The organism is Shewanella chilikensis, from assembly GCF_037953065.1.
Taxonomy (GTDB): domain Bacteria; phylum Pseudomonadota; class Gammaproteobacteria; order Enterobacterales; family Shewanellaceae; genus Shewanella; species Shewanella chilikensis.
In genome coordinates this window covers 2,014,856-2,031,929 of the sequence record NZ_CP149966.1, presented here as the reverse complement: position 1 = coordinate 2,031,929, position 17,074 = coordinate 2,014,856, and the positions used below count along the sequence as shown (strand labels likewise).

The 17,074-nt window shown below is 52.6% G+C and carries 15 protein-coding genes; 8 read left to right on the top strand and 7 right to left on the bottom strand.

What is annotated here, in order from left to right:
• Window positions 1-162: 162 nt before the first annotated feature.
• On the bottom strand, window positions 163-1,143 hold the full coding sequence (locus WKR14_RS09280) for a rhodanese-related sulfurtransferase (protein ID WP_248952564.1): 981 nt from the start codon (window positions 1,141-1,143) through the stop codon (window positions 163-165).
• Between the two features lie 306 nt (window positions 1,144-1,449).
• On the opposite strand from WKR14_RS09280, the gene WKR14_RS09275 reads away from it, so the two are divergent.
• Window positions 1,450-2,094 (top strand): glutathione S-transferase, encoded by a 645-nt coding sequence (locus WKR14_RS09275; RefSeq protein WP_248952542.1) that lies wholly within the window; start codon window positions 1,450-1,452, stop codon window positions 2,092-2,094.
• A gap of 55 nt (window positions 2,095-2,149) precedes the next feature.
• Here the strand turns inward: WKR14_RS09275 and WKR14_RS09270 are convergent, their stop codons facing one another.
• Complete coding sequence (locus WKR14_RS09270) at window positions 2,150-3,937, bottom strand: SulP family inorganic anion transporter (protein ID WP_045283769.1); 1,788 nt, start codon at window positions 3,935-3,937, stop codon at window positions 2,150-2,152.
• 601 nt (window positions 3,938-4,538) lie between these two features.
• On the opposite strand from WKR14_RS09270, the gene WKR14_RS09265 reads away from it, so the two are divergent.
• From WKR14_RS09265 to ilvN, 3 genes are all read left to right on the top strand, one after another.
• Window positions 4,539-5,705: a multidrug effflux MFS transporter gene (locus WKR14_RS09265; protein WP_189577801.1), complete on the top strand. Its 1,167-nt coding sequence runs from the start codon at window positions 4,539-4,541 to the stop codon at window positions 5,703-5,705.
• Between the two features lie 485 nt (window positions 5,706-6,190).
• The gene (locus WKR14_RS09260; RefSeq protein ID WP_224866963.1) at window positions 6,191-7,912 is read left to right on the top strand and encodes an acetolactate synthase 3 large subunit; all 1,722 of its coding nucleotides are present in this window, start codon (window positions 6,191-6,193) and stop codon (window positions 7,910-7,912) included.
• Window positions 7,912-8,409, top strand: a complete 498-nt coding sequence (gene ilvN / locus WKR14_RS09255) for an acetolactate synthase small subunit (protein ID WP_039033365.1) — start codon at window positions 7,912-7,914, stop codon at window positions 8,407-8,409. The genes WKR14_RS09260 and ilvN overlap by 1 nt, the downstream gene beginning before the upstream one ends.
• An 85-nt stretch (window positions 8,410-8,494) precedes the next feature.
• Here the strand turns inward: ilvN and WKR14_RS09250 are convergent, their stop codons facing one another.
• Window positions 8,495-10,066: a mechanosensitive ion channel family protein gene (locus WKR14_RS09250; RefSeq protein WP_248952541.1), complete on the bottom strand. Its 1,572-nt coding sequence runs from the start codon at window positions 10,064-10,066 to the stop codon at window positions 8,495-8,497.
• A gap of 513 nt (window positions 10,067-10,579) precedes the next feature.
• Here WKR14_RS09250 and WKR14_RS09245 point away from each other — a divergent pair.
• A complete protein-coding gene (locus tag WKR14_RS09245) occupies window positions 10,580-10,753 on the top strand; it encodes a hypothetical protein (protein WP_100145745.1) in 174 nt (57 codons plus the stop codon).
• 315 nt (window positions 10,754-11,068) lie between these two features.
• Window positions 11,069-11,305, top strand: coding sequence for a hypothetical protein (locus tag WKR14_RS09240; protein ID WP_339087742.1), 237 nt, complete (start codon window positions 11,069-11,071; stop codon window positions 11,303-11,305).
• 1 nt (window position 11,306) lies between these two features.
• On the opposite strand, the gene WKR14_RS09235 is transcribed toward WKR14_RS09240, so the two are convergent.
• Window positions 11,307-12,245, bottom strand: coding sequence for a 1-aminocyclopropane-1-carboxylate deaminase/D-cysteine desulfhydrase (locus WKR14_RS09235; protein ID WP_165564974.1), 939 nt, complete (start codon window positions 12,243-12,245; stop codon window positions 11,307-11,309).
• A gap of 348 nt (window positions 12,246-12,593) precedes the next feature.
• On the opposite strand from WKR14_RS09235, the gene WKR14_RS09230 reads away from it, so the two are divergent.
• Entirely contained in the window at window positions 12,594-13,001 is a 408-nt protein-coding gene (locus WKR14_RS09230) for a YccF domain-containing protein (protein WP_101057038.1), read from the top strand.
• 65 nt (window positions 13,002-13,066) lie between these two features.
• Here the strand turns inward: WKR14_RS09230 and WKR14_RS09225 are convergent, their stop codons facing one another.
• From WKR14_RS09225 to WKR14_RS09215, 3 genes are read right to left on the bottom strand one after another with little or no spacing between them, the layout of a single operon-like run.
• Entirely contained in the window at window positions 13,067-13,843 is a 777-nt protein-coding gene (locus WKR14_RS09225) for an alpha/beta fold hydrolase (RefSeq protein ID WP_224866959.1), read from the bottom strand.
• On the bottom strand, window positions 13,836-14,864 hold the full coding sequence (locus tag WKR14_RS09220; protein WP_229839785.1) for a M14 family zinc carboxypeptidase: 1,029 nt from the start codon (window positions 14,862-14,864) through the stop codon (window positions 13,836-13,838). The genes WKR14_RS09225 and WKR14_RS09220 overlap by 8 nt, the downstream gene beginning before the upstream one ends.
• Before the next feature lie 52 nt (window positions 14,865-14,916).
• A complete protein-coding gene (locus WKR14_RS09215; protein ID WP_101057044.1) occupies window positions 14,917-15,684 on the bottom strand; it encodes a substrate-binding periplasmic protein in 768 nt (255 codons plus the stop codon).
• Between the two features lie 345 nt (window positions 15,685-16,029).
• On the opposite strand from WKR14_RS09215, the gene WKR14_RS09210 reads away from it, so the two are divergent.
• Entirely contained in the window at window positions 16,030-17,019 is a 990-nt protein-coding gene (locus tag WKR14_RS09210) for a cytochrome-c peroxidase (RefSeq protein WP_101057046.1), read from the top strand.
• Window positions 17,020-17,074: the final 55 nt, after the last annotated feature.

The window sequence follows — 17,074 nt, the reverse complement described above, 5'->3', positions numbered from 1 at the left end:
AAACCGGCTTGGGGCTCAAGACCCCTGAATGGGGATTGAGTGGGGGGGAAGGCTGCTGTTTGTTCCGGCTCGAAAAACCATAGTGACTGGAGGAACCTAAATCATCTGCATATCAAAAAAGGAGCCAATGGGCTCCTTCGATGATTAGATTTCTTAGCGCTATCAGGACGTTTGCTTGGCCTGCTCTTTCTGACGCTGTTTCTGCTCACGGCGCTTATGGATCACTTCTTTGACATCGGCGCCTATGTGAGCCTCACCGCGGCGCTTGGCCAGTTGCATCTGCCGCTCACGCTCGATAAATCGCCGGCGCTGCTTTTCATCCAGCTTATCTATGCAATGGGGACAGCTGACACCCTGCTCATAGGCCGGGCTCTGCATATCGGCCTCGGTTATCGGCATCCGGCAGGCATTACACTGATCGTACTGACCTTTTTGCAACTGATGATCCACTGAAACCCGGTTGTCGAAGACAAAGCATTCTCCCTGCCACAGACTCTGCTCTTCGGGCACTTCTTCCAGATATTTGAGGATCCCACCTTCAAGGTGATACACCTCATCAAAGCCTTGTTGCTTAAGGTAGGCGGTGGACTTCTCACAGCGGATCCCGCCGGTGCAAAACATGGCTACCTTCTTGTGCTTGGCCGGATCCAGCTGCTGCTTCACATATTCTGGGAACTCGCGGAAAGTCTCGGTCTCGGGATTGACGGCATTCTTGAAGGTACCAATTTGCACTTCATAGTCGTTGCGGGTATCAACCAGCAGCACATCGGGATCGGAGATCAGCGCATTCCAGTCTTTGGGTTTGACATAGGTGCCGACCACTTTTCTGGGATCTATGCCTTCCACACCCATGGTGACTATCTCTTTCTTGAGTTTGACCTTGGTGCGGTAAAACGGCATCTCATCATCAAATGAGCGCTTGGAGACGATATTATCCAGGCCATTCTGGGCATCCAACCAGGCCATCAGGGTATTGATGCCGCTTTCCGAGCCGGCCACTGTGCCATTAATGCCTTCGGCAGCCAGCAGCAAGGTGCCGCGAATGCCATTGTCTTCCATGGTCTCGAGCAACGGCTGACGCAAAGCCTCATAATCCGGCAGGGAAACAAACTTATATAAAGCGCATACAACTATTTTGGACATCATTACCTCAACTTCTGCTGGCTGGAACCTAATTTCCAGTGCATAACAGCCTCACCTTCTGGAACCTTCCTTAGGTGATCGGCCTCCCAAAATGGGGGCGCCATTCTATCCCAATCACAGTAGCGCAAATAGACAGCAAAAGTAGGGTTATTAGGCGATTTCTGAATCAAGTAGCCGTATCGTAACGACTTAATCCTCTATATGCCGTTATGGACAGCAACCTTGCCTGTCACCCGAGTCATTCCTACAATGGCTGTTTTATTGAAATGCCAAGGGACTCTTGTGACTCAAGTAAGCAGTCAAACTATGCTGTACAGCTTTCGCCGCTGCCCCTATGCCATGCGCGCCAGACTGGGCTTGATTGCCGCCGACCAGTCTGTTGTGGTGCGGGAAATTCTGCTGAAAAATAAGCCGCATGAGATGCTGGCCCTATCGCCGAAGGGCACAGTGCCTGTGATGCAACTCGACGGTGGAAGGGTGCTTGACGAGAGTCTGGATATCCTCTTCTGGGCATTGGCGCAAGCCGATCCCCACTCATTGCTGCCGCAAAATCCTGAGGAAGAAAACCTTATCTCAACCCTGATAGCGACCAATGACAGGGCATTCAAGCCCTTGCTGGACAGATACAAATACTTTGACCGTTACCCTGAATTCAGCCAGCAAAGCTATTTCGAACAAGCGCTCCTATACTTGCTGCCACTGGAGCAGAGACTGGCTGAGGCTCAAGGGCAGCAAGAGCAAGCCATGTTGCTCGGGCGTATGAGCGCGGCGGACCTCGCAATCTTCCCTTTTGTGCGCCAATTTGCCCATGTGGATAGAGCCAGGTTCAATGCAGCCCCCCTGCCCTGTCTGACTCAATGGCTGCAGGCCTGGCTCGAGCACCCCTGGTTTATCCGCGCCATGAAACCCAAGCCACTGTGGCTGGAAAGCGGCGAGCAACAGCCACTTTAGCGCCTGCCGAGCAATCTTGGCAGGCGTTTGCGTGCTATCGGGAGCCCGCCAGGTTTTACAGGTGTGACGGTCTGGGGGCGCTGGTATCATCGCCGGCCAAACGCCGCACTTCGGGGGCCTGGCCCTCAGCGACCGCTTGTTTGTAGTTTTGATGCATACGCACCGCCAAGGCCAAATCAGGCCTGATGATCAAACCATCCTCCGCCACATCTATACCGCTGGCTTCACACCAGCTGAGCAGTTGACGTTTACGGCCCGCCAGTACCAGGCTGACACCGCGGCGCTTCAACAGGTGCGCCAAATCGGCAATCATGGCCATCACACTGATATCCAGATGACTGAAACAGGCCACAGCATCGACTATCACGCAATCCACCGGCTCGGGCTGCTCTTTTAACCTGAGCAGCAACTGGCGTTTGAAATAACCTGCGTTGAAATAGGTCAAGGGTGAGTTGAAACGGTAGATCATGATCCCCGGGATCGCCGTAGCCTTGTCACTGCGGTCGATACTGCGCAGCACCCCTTTGCGATCGACACCGAGCAGCTGCTCCGAGGGTTTCATCACTACCCGGATAAATTGGAACAAGCCCAGCAGCACTGCCAGGGTGATCCCCGGGATCACCCCGATAAAGAGCACGGCCAACAGGGTGATCAACGCCAGGGTAAAGGCGCCGTTGTCACGCTTTCTCAGCTTCCAGATCCCCTTGATATCAATCAAAGAGAGCGATGCGATAACCAGCACCACCCCGAGCGCCGCCGAAGGGATATATTGCAGCGGCGCAGTCAGGAACAGGGCCACCAGGGCTATCAGCAGCGCCGCTATCACAGACACCAACTGCGACTTGCCGCCATTGGCATCATTAACCGCGGTGCGCGAATCAGCGCCGCTGATGGCAAACCCCTGAGACAGCGCCGAGGCGATATTGGCAAATCCAAGCGCGCGAAACTCCTTATCAGGATCTATATCGTAGCCGTTTTTGGCGGCAAAGCTGCGCGCCGTCAGCATCATGGAGACAAAGCTCACCATGGCAAGGTTAAGCGCCGGCATCACCAGTTCACGGCTGAGCCCCAAATCAAATACCGGTGCCTGAAACTCCGGCAGCCCCCCTTCAATAGTGCCGACCACCGCCAGTTGATACTGCTGCAAATCAAACAGCCATACCAATAATCCGGCCACCGCAATCGCTACCATGGAGGCAGGCAGTTGCGGCCGCAGACGCTTGACCAGCAGGAACACCAGCAAGGTGGCCAGACTCATGCCCAATGTTGGCCAGTGGGTGCGCGACAGATACTCGGCGCCGCCTGCCAGGCGCTCCAGCAAATAGCGGGAGTCGAAACTAAAGCCAAAAATCTTCGAGAACTGGCCGACGATAATGGTTATCGCCACCCCGTTGAGCAGCCCCATCAAAATCGGCCGCGAGAGAAACTCGGCAAGCACCCCGAGCCGAAAGCGACTGGCCAGCAGGCACCAAATGCCCGTCATCAGGGTCATGGTCATCACCAACTGCCAGTGCACCTTGGCATCTCCGGCGGCCAGTGGCGTCACCACAGCAGCTATCACGGCGCAGGTTGCGGCATCCGGACCCACTATCAGTTGCCTCGATGTACCAAACAAGGCATAAATCAACATAGGTAAAATACAGGAGTATAGCCCGGCAACGGCGCTTACCCCGGTAAGCTGGGCATAAGCGATGGCCACAGGCAAGGCCACTGCGGTTACCGACAAGGCGGCACGCAGATCATCCCGCAACCATTCTTTTTGGTAATGCAGCAATCCTGCCAGCCCGGGAAGTGATTGAGTCAGCAACTCCCTGGTGTTCCATTGTGGAAAATTAACTCTCATATTCAGCACTCAACTCCATCAATTTAAGCGCATACTGTCCTGAGTGGATAATGTAGTGAGCTTATGCCAGGAAGTCATCCAGGGCGAAATAAAATATTCTCACTATTCACATTTCCGCTTTTGTTTGTCAGTAATGTAAAGAAACGACTCTGGGGGATTGGCTAAGGAAGGCGCAAACAAGTCCCATGTGTGCTCTGCGTCGGCTTACGGGCCTGGATGCAAGGCGTGGTTCGCAGCAAATGGCCTAGTCCTTTGCAAGAAGCACAACACAGCAGGCAGACCTGTAAGCCACGCCCTTCGGGGCTTTCACAGCAACCGGCTTTCTGCGTTATCCGACTTCGACAGGCCCCGGCATGCCTTCAGTCAGATGCCTTGAACGCCAATTGCTGTGCAAGCCAGAGTGCCACGAGGACTTATTTGCACCTTCCCTTATTGGCCGCCGCGACTTAACATAAACCCCAAGCCCTTTTTCGTGGCGTGAGTCACACTCCTGACCAAGCATCCAATGCTTTTTGGCCAATATAATGAGGTTAAATTGGATACCCAACCCCAGATAACCAGGCGCACGCCCCAAGGGCTGCATCTGGCCTTGCTTATTCCCATGCTGTCGGCCATCGTGGCGATAACGCCTTTGGCTATCGACATGTATCTGCCGGCCATGGCCACCATAGCCGAAAGTTTCCATTCCGATATCACTACAGTGCAGCAGTCTCTGAGCCTGTATCTGGCCGGGTATTCTCTGGGTATGCTTACCTTTGGGCCTTTGGCCGATCGCTTCGGTCGTCGTCCCTTGGTGATCATTGGCCTATCGGGATTTATGTTGGTCAGCCTGGGATTGGCGCTGTCGCAAACGATAGAAATGTTTTTAAGTCTAAGATTTGTCCAGGCCTTTATCGGCGCCGCCGCTACCGTGGTGATCCCCGGCTATATCAAGGAGGTCTATGGTGACAATACGGCCAAGGGCATGTCCTATGTCAGCCTAATAATGATGCTGGCGCCGCTGCTGGCTCCATCCATAGGCAGCCTAATTCTGGAACTGGGTGAATGGCATCTGATTTTCTTTATTCTCGCCTTCTATGCCCTGCTGCTGCTCATGCTGGTATTGCTGAAACTGCGTTTGCCATCGGATATGCAAGGCGCCGAGCGCAGCCGCAAGTCATTCTTTGGCGCCTATGCCACCGTCTTTACCCGGCCCGGGGTTAAGCTGCATATTGGCAGCGGCGTGCTGACTTCATTCGCCTTTTTCTGCTACCTGACAGCCTCGCCGTTTGTCTATATGTCGGTATTTAACTTGGATAAGTCACTGTTTGCCATACTATTCAGTACCAACGTAGGCGCCTTGATGCTGGCCAATATTATCAACTCACGCATTGTTGGTCGCTATGGTTCAAGACGCATGTTGGTTGCCGCCACTATGCTCGGCAGTATCGCCGCTACCGGGCTGTTACTGGTGAACCTGCTCGACTTGAGTTACCACTTTACCGTGGCCATGCTGATCCCCCTGATGGGATGTCTGGGGATAATGTCGGTTAACGCCGATGCCATAGTACTGATGAAGTTTCAGCAGGAAACAGGCACCGCCACCGCGGTTATCGGCACCCTGAGGTTTGGCTTTGGTGCTCTGGCAGGACCGCTGCTGGCGCTGTTTTACACAGGTACTGCCGTGCCCTTTGCCGCGCTGATGCTGGCCTCTGTGCTACTGGTGGGTCTGTGCCAGTTCGCTGTCAGTCGCCACCCAATGCCAGAATGCCGCAGTACCGGTTCCTAAAATAAAGCTGGCGGTAAATCACGCTCAAGCGTTTGAAACCGCTTGAGCGAAAAGCGCCGTTTGTAGACTTTCCGCAACCCAAAGAACCACAATTTTCAAAGACTGGGTTCATACACCAGGAATTAGCGGCGCTTTAGACCAAAGTCTAAAAAGATCCTTAATTTAGAATAAAACACAATAAATTCAATATTTAATCAATAACACGTTAGCAAAAACCTACCGCAATCAAGGCCGCTTTTCGGCGGCAAAAATGAAATTTATTCATGCTCATAAAAAAGCCGCTTCCAGGGGCTTGAAAACTTCTCTCTTTCCAATATGATGAAATTCTGTCCATTGGTGACAGAGACCCCTTCCCTACAGGGAAGTGAGCCCCCAGGGCCGGGTCGACAGCTGGCCGGAACTACCCTTCCGGCCCGAATTAGAGCGATAACCGTCGCTGTAAAAGTTACTGTTTACCGTAACGGTATCTTATCAAGGAGTACCAAATGGAGATGCTTTCAGGCGCCAGCATGATAGTGCGTTCGTTAATTGACGAAGGCGTAAAACATATATTCGGCTACCCGGGTGGCTCAGTTCTCGACATCTACGATGCCCTGCATCAAAAATCCGATATCGAACATATTCTTGTCCGTCATGAACAGGCGGCCGTGCACATGGCCGATGGTTACGCCAGAGCCACGGGCAAGGTCGGTGTGGTGTTGGTGACATCCGGCCCGGGAGCGACCAATGCCATTACCGGCATCGCCACCGCCTACATGGATTCAGTCCCTCTGGTGGTGCTTTCGGGCCAGGTGCCCAGTAACCTGATCGGCAATGATGCCTTTCAGGAATGCGACATGATAGGGATCTCCCGCCCTGTGGTGAAACACAGCTTTTTGGTGACAGATCCCACCGAAATTCCCACCATTATCAAGAAAGCCTTCTATATCGCGGCCAGCGGCCGCCCAGGCCCTGTGGTAGTGGATCTGCCCAAAGACAGCCTCAACCCGGCGATACTGCACGAATATCAATACCCGGAAGAGATTAAGATGCGCTCCTACAACCCGACGCTTTCGGGTCACAAGGGCCAGATCCGCAGGGGTTTACAGGCCTTGATGGCCGCCAAAAAACCTGTGCTGTATGTGGGTGGCGGCGCCATTATCTCCGGCTGCCACCAGCAGCTGTTGACACTGGCCGAACGACTGAAACTGCCTGTGGTCAATACGCTTATGGGGCTGGGCGCCTTTCCCGGCTCTCATCACAACAACCTGGGTATGCTGGGGATGCACGGTCTGTACGAAGCCAATATGGCCATGCACCATTCAGACTTAATCTTCGGCATTGGGGTGAGGTTCGATGACAGAACCACCAATAATGTCGCCAAATATTGCCCGGATGCCACCATACTGCACATAGATATCGACCCTTCATCCATCTCCAAGACCATCAAGGTGGATATTCCGATTGTGGGCTCGGCCGATAAGGTGCTGAACGAGATGCTGCAATTACTGGATGAAGACAAGGTAACGCCTCAGGATGACGAGGCGCTGCAACACTGGTGGCAACAAATTGCTTCTTGGCGCAGCCGCAACTGCCTCGAGTATCAGCGCAATGCCGAACGGATCAAGCCCCAGCAAGTGATAGAAACCCTCTATCGCCTGACAAACGGTGATGCCTATGTGGCCTCGGATGTTGGCCAGCACCAGATGTTTGCCGCCCTCTATTATCCTTTCGACAAGCCGCGGCGCTGGATCAACTCAGGCGGCCTGGGCACCATGGGATTCGGCTTGCCGGCCGCCATGGGGGTCAAGATGGCGATGCCGGATGAAACCGTCGTGTGCGTCACCGGTGACGGCTCGATTCAGATGAATATTCAAGAGCTTTCCACCGCACTGCAATATGATGTGCCGGTGAAAATCATCAATCTCAACAACCGTTTCCTCGGGATGGTGAAACAGTGGCAGGACATGATCTACTCGGGCCGCCACTCCCACTCCTATATGGACTCAGTGCCTGATTTTGCCAAAATCGCCGAAGCCTACGGCCATGTGGGGATCAATATCGACCATTTGGATGAGCTGGAGAGCAAACTGGCACAAGCCCTGGCCATGAAAGACAGGCTGGTGTTTGTGGATATCAGTGTCGATGAAACCGAGCACGTCTACCCGATGCAAATTCGCGGTGGCGCTATGAATGAAATGTGGCTGAGCAAGACGGAGAAAAGCTGATGAGACGTCGAATCATATCTGTATTGATGGAAAACCAGCCCGGCGCCTTGTCGAGAGTTGTCGGTCTCTTCTCCCAACGCGGCTATAACATTGAAACCCTAACGGTGGCACCCACAGATGACCCTACCCTGTCCCGGCTGACAGTCGCAGTCGAGGCCGATGAAAGCATTCTGGAACAGATAGAGAAGCAACTGCACAAGCTTATCGATGTGCTCAAGGTGTCCAACATCACAGAATCCACCCATGTGGAGCGGGAACTTGCCTTGGTTAAGGTCAAGGCCAGCGGCGCATTGCGGGCAGAGGTGAAACGCACCGCCGATATCTTCCGCGGCCAAATTGTCGATGTGACCGCCAATCTCTACACAGTACAGATGGCGGGAACCAGCGATAAACTGGACGCCTTTATTGCCGCGCTGACCGAGGTCACCAAGGTAGTAGAAGTGTCCCGCTCCGGCGTGGTAGGCCTTGCCAGGGGTGAAAAAGCGATGCGAGCTTGAATCCAGGACTGAAGACCCTGCTGATACCGTTCACTTTACCGTGAGCGGTATTTTCAAACCGAACCAATACGGAATCTGAGTAGCATTAAGGTGAAACCGGCCATACAGGTACCATCTTACTGCCGTGCTCGGCGACTATCGCCATGATCCCCAACTGCAACTCCTCGGCGACTTCCTGATAAACCGGTAAACTGGTGGTGCCGACATAGGCCAGTACATTCAACTCGAGTCCGGCGTTGCCAAAACCCTTGAAGGTGACCCGCATCGGTGACTCATCCACCTTCTCATGCTGCTTTAGCAAGGCTTTGATATCATTGATTATCGCCTGCAACTGTTTGGCATCAGTGCTGTAATCGAGACGGATATCTGTCTTAAAACGGATTTTCTCCCGCTCTGAAATATTCTCTATCTCCATTTCGGCCAACTTGGCGTTGGGCATATGAATGACAGAACGATCCAGCGTTCTGATGCGGGTACAGCGTAGGCCTATCTCCTCCACTGTGCCGCGAACGCCGCCGAAATTGCCAATATTACCAACCTTGATAGGCGCCGCCGAATAGAGAGTGATGGTGCCAATCAGGTTTTCTATCGACTGTTTCGAGGCCAGGGCGATTGCCAGCCCGCCAATGCCCATCCCGGCCAGTATGGTACCGGCATTAAAACCCAGGTGCTCAAGCCATAATAAGGTCGCCAGGCTGAGCAGTGCCACCCGCAGAAAATTTCCAAGAGGTCGCAACAAGGAGGCAGCCTGTTTGTTGCCCTTGGCTATCCAGCGCTCCCTAAGGCTGCTCTGTGCCAGCCCCACCAGCGCCCATATCAACCAAACTGTGGCCAGAATAAAGAAAAAGCCTGTGTTGACTATCTCCTGCATAGCGCCACTCAAGGTACTGTTGGCAAGCATGGCTCTATCGAGTGCCACAGCGGCAAAGAATCGCAGAGGGCCACGAATAAAGGCGCCCAATTCAGCCTTGAGCGGGTGTGATGAACGTGAAAGCGGCCATTGCAGCAACCAGGTCACAGGTACCACGAATAAGAACGCCAGCGCCAGATAGGCCAGCATCATGGCCCATTCCCACAGATTCAGGGTAAACAGGCGTCCTTCAGGAATGTGCTCGATAAACCACTCCACCACAGGGCCATAGCCCAAGGCCTGGTAAAGTTTTGGGAGCTTGGCAACCGTGGCATTGGAAACCTTCCACAGACTGCCGTATTCAGAGCTAGGCACCCGCTGCAACAGGAGCTGATAGGCCTTTTTTTCGGCTTCCAAACGGGCAAATCCCTCCCGATAGGCGGGCAGCTTGTCGTCAGTTTTGCCCTCCGGGGTATCATCCAGCTCTTGCGGGTTGAGCCAGAGATTACGCTCGATAATCGCCAGCAACTGCCTGGCATAGAGCGGCCCCTGCTCCACTGTCATACCGGCGGGAAGAAAGCGCAGATCCAGATACTCGGCCGCGGTTTGATAATCCCCTTCTCTGGCATACTGCATAAAGCCCTGCAAGGCACCTCTGGGGGTATCCCTGAACAAGGGGTCACGGTACTCATAAGCCGCTGCAGCACTTTGCTCACTTGGCGTTTCCGGTGCAGGTTCGGCCGCCGGGCACAACCCTGGCCAGAGCAACAGAATAAATAACCCTATGCCAATCAACACTCTATTCATTAACGCGCTCCTTGCCACTATAAGATAAGGTACCAATCCATCCGCTGTAAGCACTTCAAGCTGTGTTCAAGCCAGAGTGCGCCAGGGAGTTATTGGCACCTTCAACAAAAAAGACTAGCAGAAACATGTAGTTCCGGATATATCGGCTCAGTATTTATACTGCTTGACTTATAGCCAACTGTCGATATAATTGCCGGCGATATTAAGGTACCCTCAGCTCGCCCCATCTCGCTCCAGGCCGCTTAAGTAAATCCGTTCAGTTAACAATTCCTGAGTTTAATTGAAATGTCACACAGCTGTGGTGAACTCTGTGCTGCGGCGATGGTCTGATGTTCTACTGACACCCGGAGTGTCTTTTTGCACTTCAGTCTGTCGGGGGCTTGATAAAGGCTGACAAACTGGGTACATTCAATAGTCAACCAACGCATCTTTCGCAATAAATGCTAAGGATTTTCTATAGTTAAGATTGTATACGCCAATATCGGCGCTAACAGAAAATAAGGAGTGTGGCCTATGTCATACAAAGTAAACGGACATGAAATCGCAGTAAGTTTTCCTGTAGATTCAATTTCCATCAACAAAAACTCAATCGCCTTTACCGACAGCAAAGGCAAGAAGAAGCAAACCTTCTCAAAGCGTACAGAAACCCTCAAGTTTATGAAGTGGTTGCTGAGCGCCAATAAGTAAGACTGTCGAAATACCCACTCGATACCCCTATCCTCTCACTGTATCGAGCGCTCAGGCAGATTGGACTGTTATCCAGCAGCAATCGGGTAGAACATCACATTTGGTCAAGGCCTTTTCCCGTGATCCCGGGAAGCAGCCTGACCAAATGGCGATAAACAGGTAAATCAAGCGCCAGATCATTATCCAAGCCTTCCACTTGAATTAAGCTGATGCTTAACAAACTTATCTGTCGGTGTTGTCTTGAATCAATCCATCACAGCCGCTAAAAGCCGCGCGACTAAACCCGGCTCCATTAAACCGAATACCACGGAAGCGATGCGCTCATTGCTGAGCGAGATCCGGCGCCGTATTCCACTAAATTTGCCGGAAGCCAGCCTATGCGGCGGGAAATGCCTGGGTTGCTCCAAGAAAATGCTGGAGATGTTGGACACTGAGGTATGCTTTTGGGAATCCCGTCTCGATGACGAGGTGCCTGGGCTTGTCGATCTCAAATCCTTGCAACGCTTGGCTGAGCGCACTCATAAGATCCTCAAGCGTAACCAGCTGGTCTGAATCAGCCGTATTTACGCCTGTATCTGGGAAGCATGGACTCATTGCCAAGGAGCCCCCCCTGATGCAGATACAATACCTGGCTGCGGCCCTCACGTCGCAAGAAGTCGAGCAACACTTGCCAGCCGAGCGGATCATACAAGAGCTCAAAGCGGATACCGCTTTGCTCCAGCTCTTGCCAAAGTTGGTAAAACTCGGGGTAACACTTGCCAAAATGATACTTGCGTTCGGGTGTAACAATAGTTGGATGCAATGCCTCATCGGGCGATAACTCAAGCAACTGGGTTTTGAGGTAACTGTCTCCGCCGACCACGGCGCAAGTCAGCACTTCAATATCAGCCTGTTGCTCACAAAAATACTTCTGTAGAAACAGTGCCGTTGTACCTGTCCCCGATGGCAAAAACAGTTTGAGATTAGCGATAGCCTGTTGCTGCTGCCACTGTAAAATCTCGGCGCCCAACTGAGCCACGCCGTATTCGGCATAACTACAGCGGCCCCCTTCGGGAACAAACAGGCTGTGCTCACACTCAGGCACAATATGCTGCCTGACAAAGTCCTCCAGGGTCATGCCGGTCATCAACTCGGCCTTGGGCGTATTCTTTACGGCAATCACCCGTGCGCCCAATTCCAACGCGGCGCGATAGTTACCCAGGGGTTGCTGCTGCAACCATTCCGGCAGGTGATCCACATAAAAGTCCAGCTGCCAACCTTTGAGCTCGGCCAGCGCCGCCATAGAGTAGAGTGAGTTGGCCTGGGCCGAGCCATAACCTATCAGGCGCTTGATACCGGGAAAGTCGTGGTCGAGGAAATAACGGAACTTGCGCGCCTTATTACCACTGAAACTGGGATGAAGCAGATCATCGCGCTTGATAAACAGCTGATGGCCTCGAAACTCAAAGGCTTGAACCGGGGTTTTATCCAGTTTGAAATCGGCTAAAGACATGGCAGTGGCGATATATTTCAAGGCTAAGGTGTGCAAAGGATGGCTATTGTATGTGTTTGCCGCCAAGGAGGACAGGATTCAGGCCACAAATCCTCACAGGCACCAGTTGGCTTTATGCCAACCAAGTGATGGCTTGGAGGCTAATCCATTGCGGCTCCCCTCCGTGATGATTATCGCTACTTATTGGTATAAATCACCAATCGCCGCCATCCGCCTAGGCTCATAAATAGCAATATCCAATATTATTCAACAGGTTATAATTATGGCACGCTTCTGGCTATTACTCGAAATATCCCCAAGCTTTACAGCAAAACTGTGCGGCTGATCTGCCATTTAAAGGAGCACTCAATGGCTATTTTGCGTCTTATTTTTAATATTGCCTGGTTTATTCTTGGCGGCTTTGTCATGGGACTAGCCTGGTGGTTTGTCGGCTTGCTCTGTTTTATCAGTATCATAGGTATCCCATTCGGCCGCGCCTGCTTTGTCATAGGTGAACTGGCATTCTGGCCCTTCGGTCAAGAACATATCAGCCGCGAAAGGCTCTCTGGCCGCGAAGACTTAGGCACCGGCGCCCTGGGTATGGTCGGCAACATCATCTGGTTCCTGCTGTTCGGAATTTGGCTGGCGATAGGCCATCTGACCCACGCCCTGGCCTGCTTTGTCACCATCATAGGCATACCTTTTGGCATTCAGCACCTGAAACTGGCCTTGCTCTCTTTAACGCCCATAGGCAAGACAGTGGTCGCCTCTCATTAATCACAAAGCCCAGGTCGGATATCTGCTTCGATTTCGACCTGGGCTCCGGCTTTACCCAAGCAAGTCTAAGACGTTTGTCGACTCAAGCGCTGCACCAACTCCAACAATAACTCAGGCCTATCCAGCGCCACATCATGGCCGCAGCGGCAAAAAGGAACCGGCTTTTGCCGATATTTACCTGCCAGGCGAACGCTGCACTTGGGCGAAACCAGGCGGTCATCACAGCCATAAACAATGGTCGCCGGCACCCACAGCTTAGCTGGAGAGCGAAAGCGGGCCGAGGCAACAATTTGTCGCAGGCCATTGGCGAGTGTGGTTTTGGCCTCAAGCGCCAGTTGGCTCCAGTGACGGCACAGAGGCTTGTCTTTGGCATGGGCAAGGCTGGTAAGCGCAAGAATCGTCGCCTCGCGCCATTGAATGCCCTCGCCTTTGACTCTGGAGCACAGGGCGTGTAGCAGGGCTTGCAGCCGAAATCTCTGATACCAAGGCGAAAGATCGGCGGCGCTGCTGTTGAGCAATAACAGCCCCTCAATCTGAAATTCCTTTTGGCAGCCGGCTTCAGCGTCATTTTTCCCGGCAAGTGCCATGGCCACCATAGCGCCCATGGAGATAGCCAATATTCGGCATTTACCCACCTTGCGTCGCAGCAGTTCATCTGCAACAAAGTCGGCATAATCCTGAATAGCCCAGGGGCTGGTATCCGACACCCTATCGCCATTTCCAGGCAGATCGATGAGCTCCACCCTAAACCCCGCCGCCAGGAGATTATCGGCAAAGGCTTGCCAATGACGTTTATCCCGCATCAAGCCGCGGATCAACACCCAGGTTTGCTGCTCAGTCATGACTTGGTTTCTCCGCCGCTTGTGGATACCAAAAGTTTCGTGCCTGATAATCCAGGTGATGCCGATGAAGTTCAGGCAGTTGCTCCAGTACCTGAGCATACCCCACATCGAGCAAAAACTGCATCAGGGTAAAGTGGCGCCGCAAAATTCGCTGCAGCCTGTGCTGCTTTTGAGGATTGAAATAACCGGAGAAACGCAGCAATTGTCTGGGGTTCTTTTTGACCCAGGCCCAGGAGCCCATTTCCAGCGTTAAGGGCAGAAAAGGCACTTTGGGGTTACAACTGACCAAATAATCCCAAATATCACCGTGGGTGCGATAGAAGCGGCTTTGGGGCGCAATATGATAGTGACAATGATGGGGGTAGCTCATTTCGAACAACTGCTTTAGATGATACACCTCCCCCAAGCGGGCAAAAGGCGTATCCTTACAGGCAAAGGGAAACCAGATATGGTCCACCAGGCCAAAACCTGAGTGGGCATCAAGCACAATCAAGCTGCTACCGCGGGCCATAAGTTCATTACTGTAGTCAATTATCGCCCGGGTCTCGACTTCCAATTGATTGCTGCGGCCCCGATACCAGGGAAGATGGCGGGAAAGCCGTTGACCGCCGACCATAAAAGTCACTGAGCCGCGGGCATCTATGGGAGCATTGCGCATCAAATCGACCCCATTGCCATTGGCGCGGGTTCCCCGGATAAGGCCGATGGGATTCAACACAGGTACAAACGCCAGCCGTATCTGGGTTAGCATCAGCTGCAGATGTTTATCCCAACTGCAGCGGGTCAACAGGCTGCCAAGAAGCGCCAGTATCACCTGGCTGCCGATACGCTCTACCCCATGAACGCCGCCGACGAACAGCACAGTGGGCACCCTGGCGTTTGGGTTTCCCAGCTCCAGCGCCCGCACATCGTGCGTCTTATCGGCAAAGCCGACTTGGGCCAAAGACCGAGCATTCAAGTGTTGTTGGTATTTATGCTCCAGCTCGGCAAGCAGCTCAAGCTCATAGGCACTTTCTGTCACAGACCCGTCCATCTGGGGTAAAGTGCTCAATTTAACCGCTTTGGATGACAACTCAATGATACTTTAAGTGTTGCTCCAATATGCTCTTGGCATCAATTCGGGCCAATCCCTGGTCGAAAATATCCCGCCAACGTTGCCCCTCTTCGGAATTTCGAAAAGCCACCAGCAAGCCTTTGCTGGCCAGCAATTGCCGATTCAGTTTAAGCTTGCCCTCCAACTCTTCCATCCCCTGTTGCCGCAGCAGATAACGATAAACATTGGCATCGATCACCACGGCATCAATTCTGGCGGCCGCCAATTTGCGAAGGTTTTGTTCATCGGAATTGGCCAGCTCGAAGGGTTGCCGGCCTGAGTCCATGGCCCGATCCAGGCTCTCGGTATTAACATAATCCTTGACCACCCCGAGATTGTAACGCTGCAAATCCTGCAACTGTTGCCAGCTCACGGGCCGCTGGACTTGCTCCACCAAGGCCAATTGACTAAAGCCCAATGGCTTGGAAAAGATAAACTTATCGCTTTGGTGATAATACTCGGGAAAATAACCAAGATAGGGAGAGCCGGGCATGCCTGCCAACTTTATCGCCCGACTCCAGGGGTAGAAATTGACTTTAAGTTCATGGCCCATGGCGGCAAGCGCTGCCTTGACCACGGCAACACAGGCTCCCTGCTGTTGCAGCATTTGGCCACTGTAGGGAGGCCAATTAAGCGAGCTCAACTGCAGGGTATCAGCGCGAGCCACAGGGCTGCCACTATAAAGTAACAACAACAAGAGTATGAACAGCGCGGAACGGCCGAAAAAGGTGATAGCTGTTTTTGCCATAATGTCACTCCATTCTTGCCAAGGCCAACCCCATAAGCATTCCGGAAGTTAACAGAGTATAGCTTGTCGATGTCTGGCAGCGACCAGTCTCAATCAGCGCCGGACACACAAAAATACAGCTTACCGCACACTTTAAACCAAAGTGTGACGAGAGATGAAAATGTGAAAAAGTTCGATTTAGGTAAGATAGCTAAAATTAGAGGCTAAAACCGCGGCAATCATCACAAAAAATCTATCTAAATCAACGATAGAGCCAATCGATATTAACATCTGTCAAAGCTCTTCTTCTATCACTATGATGGGTAAATAACCACACACAAAGTAAGCCTATTAGAGGTGATAGCAATGAGATATCAAGCACTGGTCATGGCTGTAACTGCAGCCCTCGGGATGACTGCGGCTCAGGCGGCTGAGCCTATCGAAATTATCAAGCCGGTGAAAATCACCGAGCCGGAAAAAGTCGAACTCGGAAAAATGCTTTACTTCGAACCCAGATTATCAAAGTCCGGGTTTATCTCCTGTAATTCATGTCACAATCTTTCCATCGGAGGGGTAGATGCCCTGCCAACCTCTATCGGTCATGCCTGGCAAGAAGGCCCTATCAACTCACCTACCGTATTGAACGCCGATTATATGCTGGCACAGTTCTGGGATGGCCGCGCCAAAGATCTCAAGGAACAGGCTGCAGGTCCTATAGCCAACCCCAAGGAGATGGGCTTTACTCATGAACTGGCGTCCGAAACCGTTGCCTCCATGCCGGCTTACCGCGCCCGCTTCAAGCAGGTTTACGGCTCTGAAGAGGTCAACATTGACAGGATCACAGATGCAATTGCCGCCTTTGAAAAGACGCTGGTGACCCCCAACAGCGCCTTTGACAAGTATTTGGAAGGCGACAAAAATGCCATCAGCGCCGAAGCCAAAGCGGGTTATCAGCTGTTCAAGGACAAGGGCTGTGTCGCTTGCCACAATGGTCCGGCGGTCGGTGGCACCATGTATATGAAAATGGGACTTATCAAGCCTTTCCACACGGATAACCCTGCTGAAGGCCGCAAGGCAGTAACGGGTAAAGAAGCCGACAAGATGGTGTTCAAGGTGCCGACACTGCGTAACATTGAACTCACCTACCCCTACTTCCATGACGGCAGTGTTTGGGAGCTGGAAGAGGCGGTCAACACCATGTCGGATATCCAGTTGGGTCAGAAGCTGACCGAGAAAGAAACCCTAGAGATGGTGGCCTTCCTCAAGTCGCTGACCGGCGAACAGCCCAAGGTAGAAATGCCCATTCTGCCTCCATCCAACAAGGACACTCCAAGGCCGATTCCTTTCGGCAAGTAATTCATACCATAAAGAAGCGCCGCAATGCGGCGCTTCTCTTTTACTGTTGCGGTTT

What these genes read in the sequence shown, in the direction of transcription:
- WKR14_RS09280 (WP_248952564.1), bottom strand. Translation starts at nt 1,143, where the DNA reads ATGTCCAAAATAGTTGTATGCGCTTTATATAAGTTTGTTTCCCTGCCG.
- WKR14_RS09275 (WP_248952542.1), top strand. Translation starts at nt 1,450, where the DNA reads ATGCTGTACAGCTTTCGCCGCTGCCCCTATGCCATGCGCGCCAGACTG.
- WKR14_RS09270 (WP_045283769.1), bottom strand. Translation starts at nt 3,937, where the DNA reads ATGAGAGTTAATTTTCCACAATGGAACACCAGGGAGTTGCTGACTCAA.
- WKR14_RS09265 (WP_189577801.1), top strand. Translation starts at nt 4,539, where the DNA reads ATGCTGTCGGCCATCGTGGCGATAACGCCTTTGGCTATCGACATGTAT.
- WKR14_RS09260 (WP_224866963.1), top strand. Translation starts at nt 6,191, where the DNA reads ATGGAGATGCTTTCAGGCGCCAGCATGATAGTGCGTTCGTTAATTGAC.
- ilvN (WP_039033365.1), top strand. Translation starts at nt 7,912, where the DNA reads ATGAGACGTCGAATCATATCTGTATTGATGGAAAACCAGCCCGGCGCC.
- WKR14_RS09250 (WP_248952541.1), bottom strand. Translation starts at nt 10,066, where the DNA reads ATGAATAGAGTGTTGATTGGCATAGGGTTATTTATTCTGTTGCTCTGG.
- WKR14_RS09245 (WP_100145745.1), top strand. Translation starts at nt 10,580, where the DNA reads ATGTCATACAAAGTAAACGGACATGAAATCGCAGTAAGTTTTCCTGTA.
- WKR14_RS09240 (WP_339087742.1), top strand. Translation starts at nt 11,069, where the DNA reads ATGCGCTCATTGCTGAGCGAGATCCGGCGCCGTATTCCACTAAATTTG.
- WKR14_RS09235 (WP_165564974.1), bottom strand. Translation starts at nt 12,245, where the DNA reads ATGTCTTTAGCCGATTTCAAACTGGATAAAACCCCGGTTCAAGCCTTT.
- WKR14_RS09230 (WP_101057038.1), top strand. Translation starts at nt 12,594, where the DNA reads ATGGCTATTTTGCGTCTTATTTTTAATATTGCCTGGTTTATTCTTGGC.
- WKR14_RS09225 (WP_224866959.1), bottom strand. Translation starts at nt 13,843, where the DNA reads ATGACTGAGCAGCAAACCTGGGTGTTGATCCGCGGCTTGATGCGGGAT.
- WKR14_RS09215 (WP_101057044.1), bottom strand. Translation starts at nt 15,684, where the DNA reads ATGGCAAAAACAGCTATCACCTTTTTCGGCCGTTCCGCGCTGTTCATA.
- WKR14_RS09210 (WP_101057046.1), top strand. Translation starts at nt 16,030, where the DNA reads ATGAGATATCAAGCACTGGTCATGGCTGTAACTGCAGCCCTCGGGATG.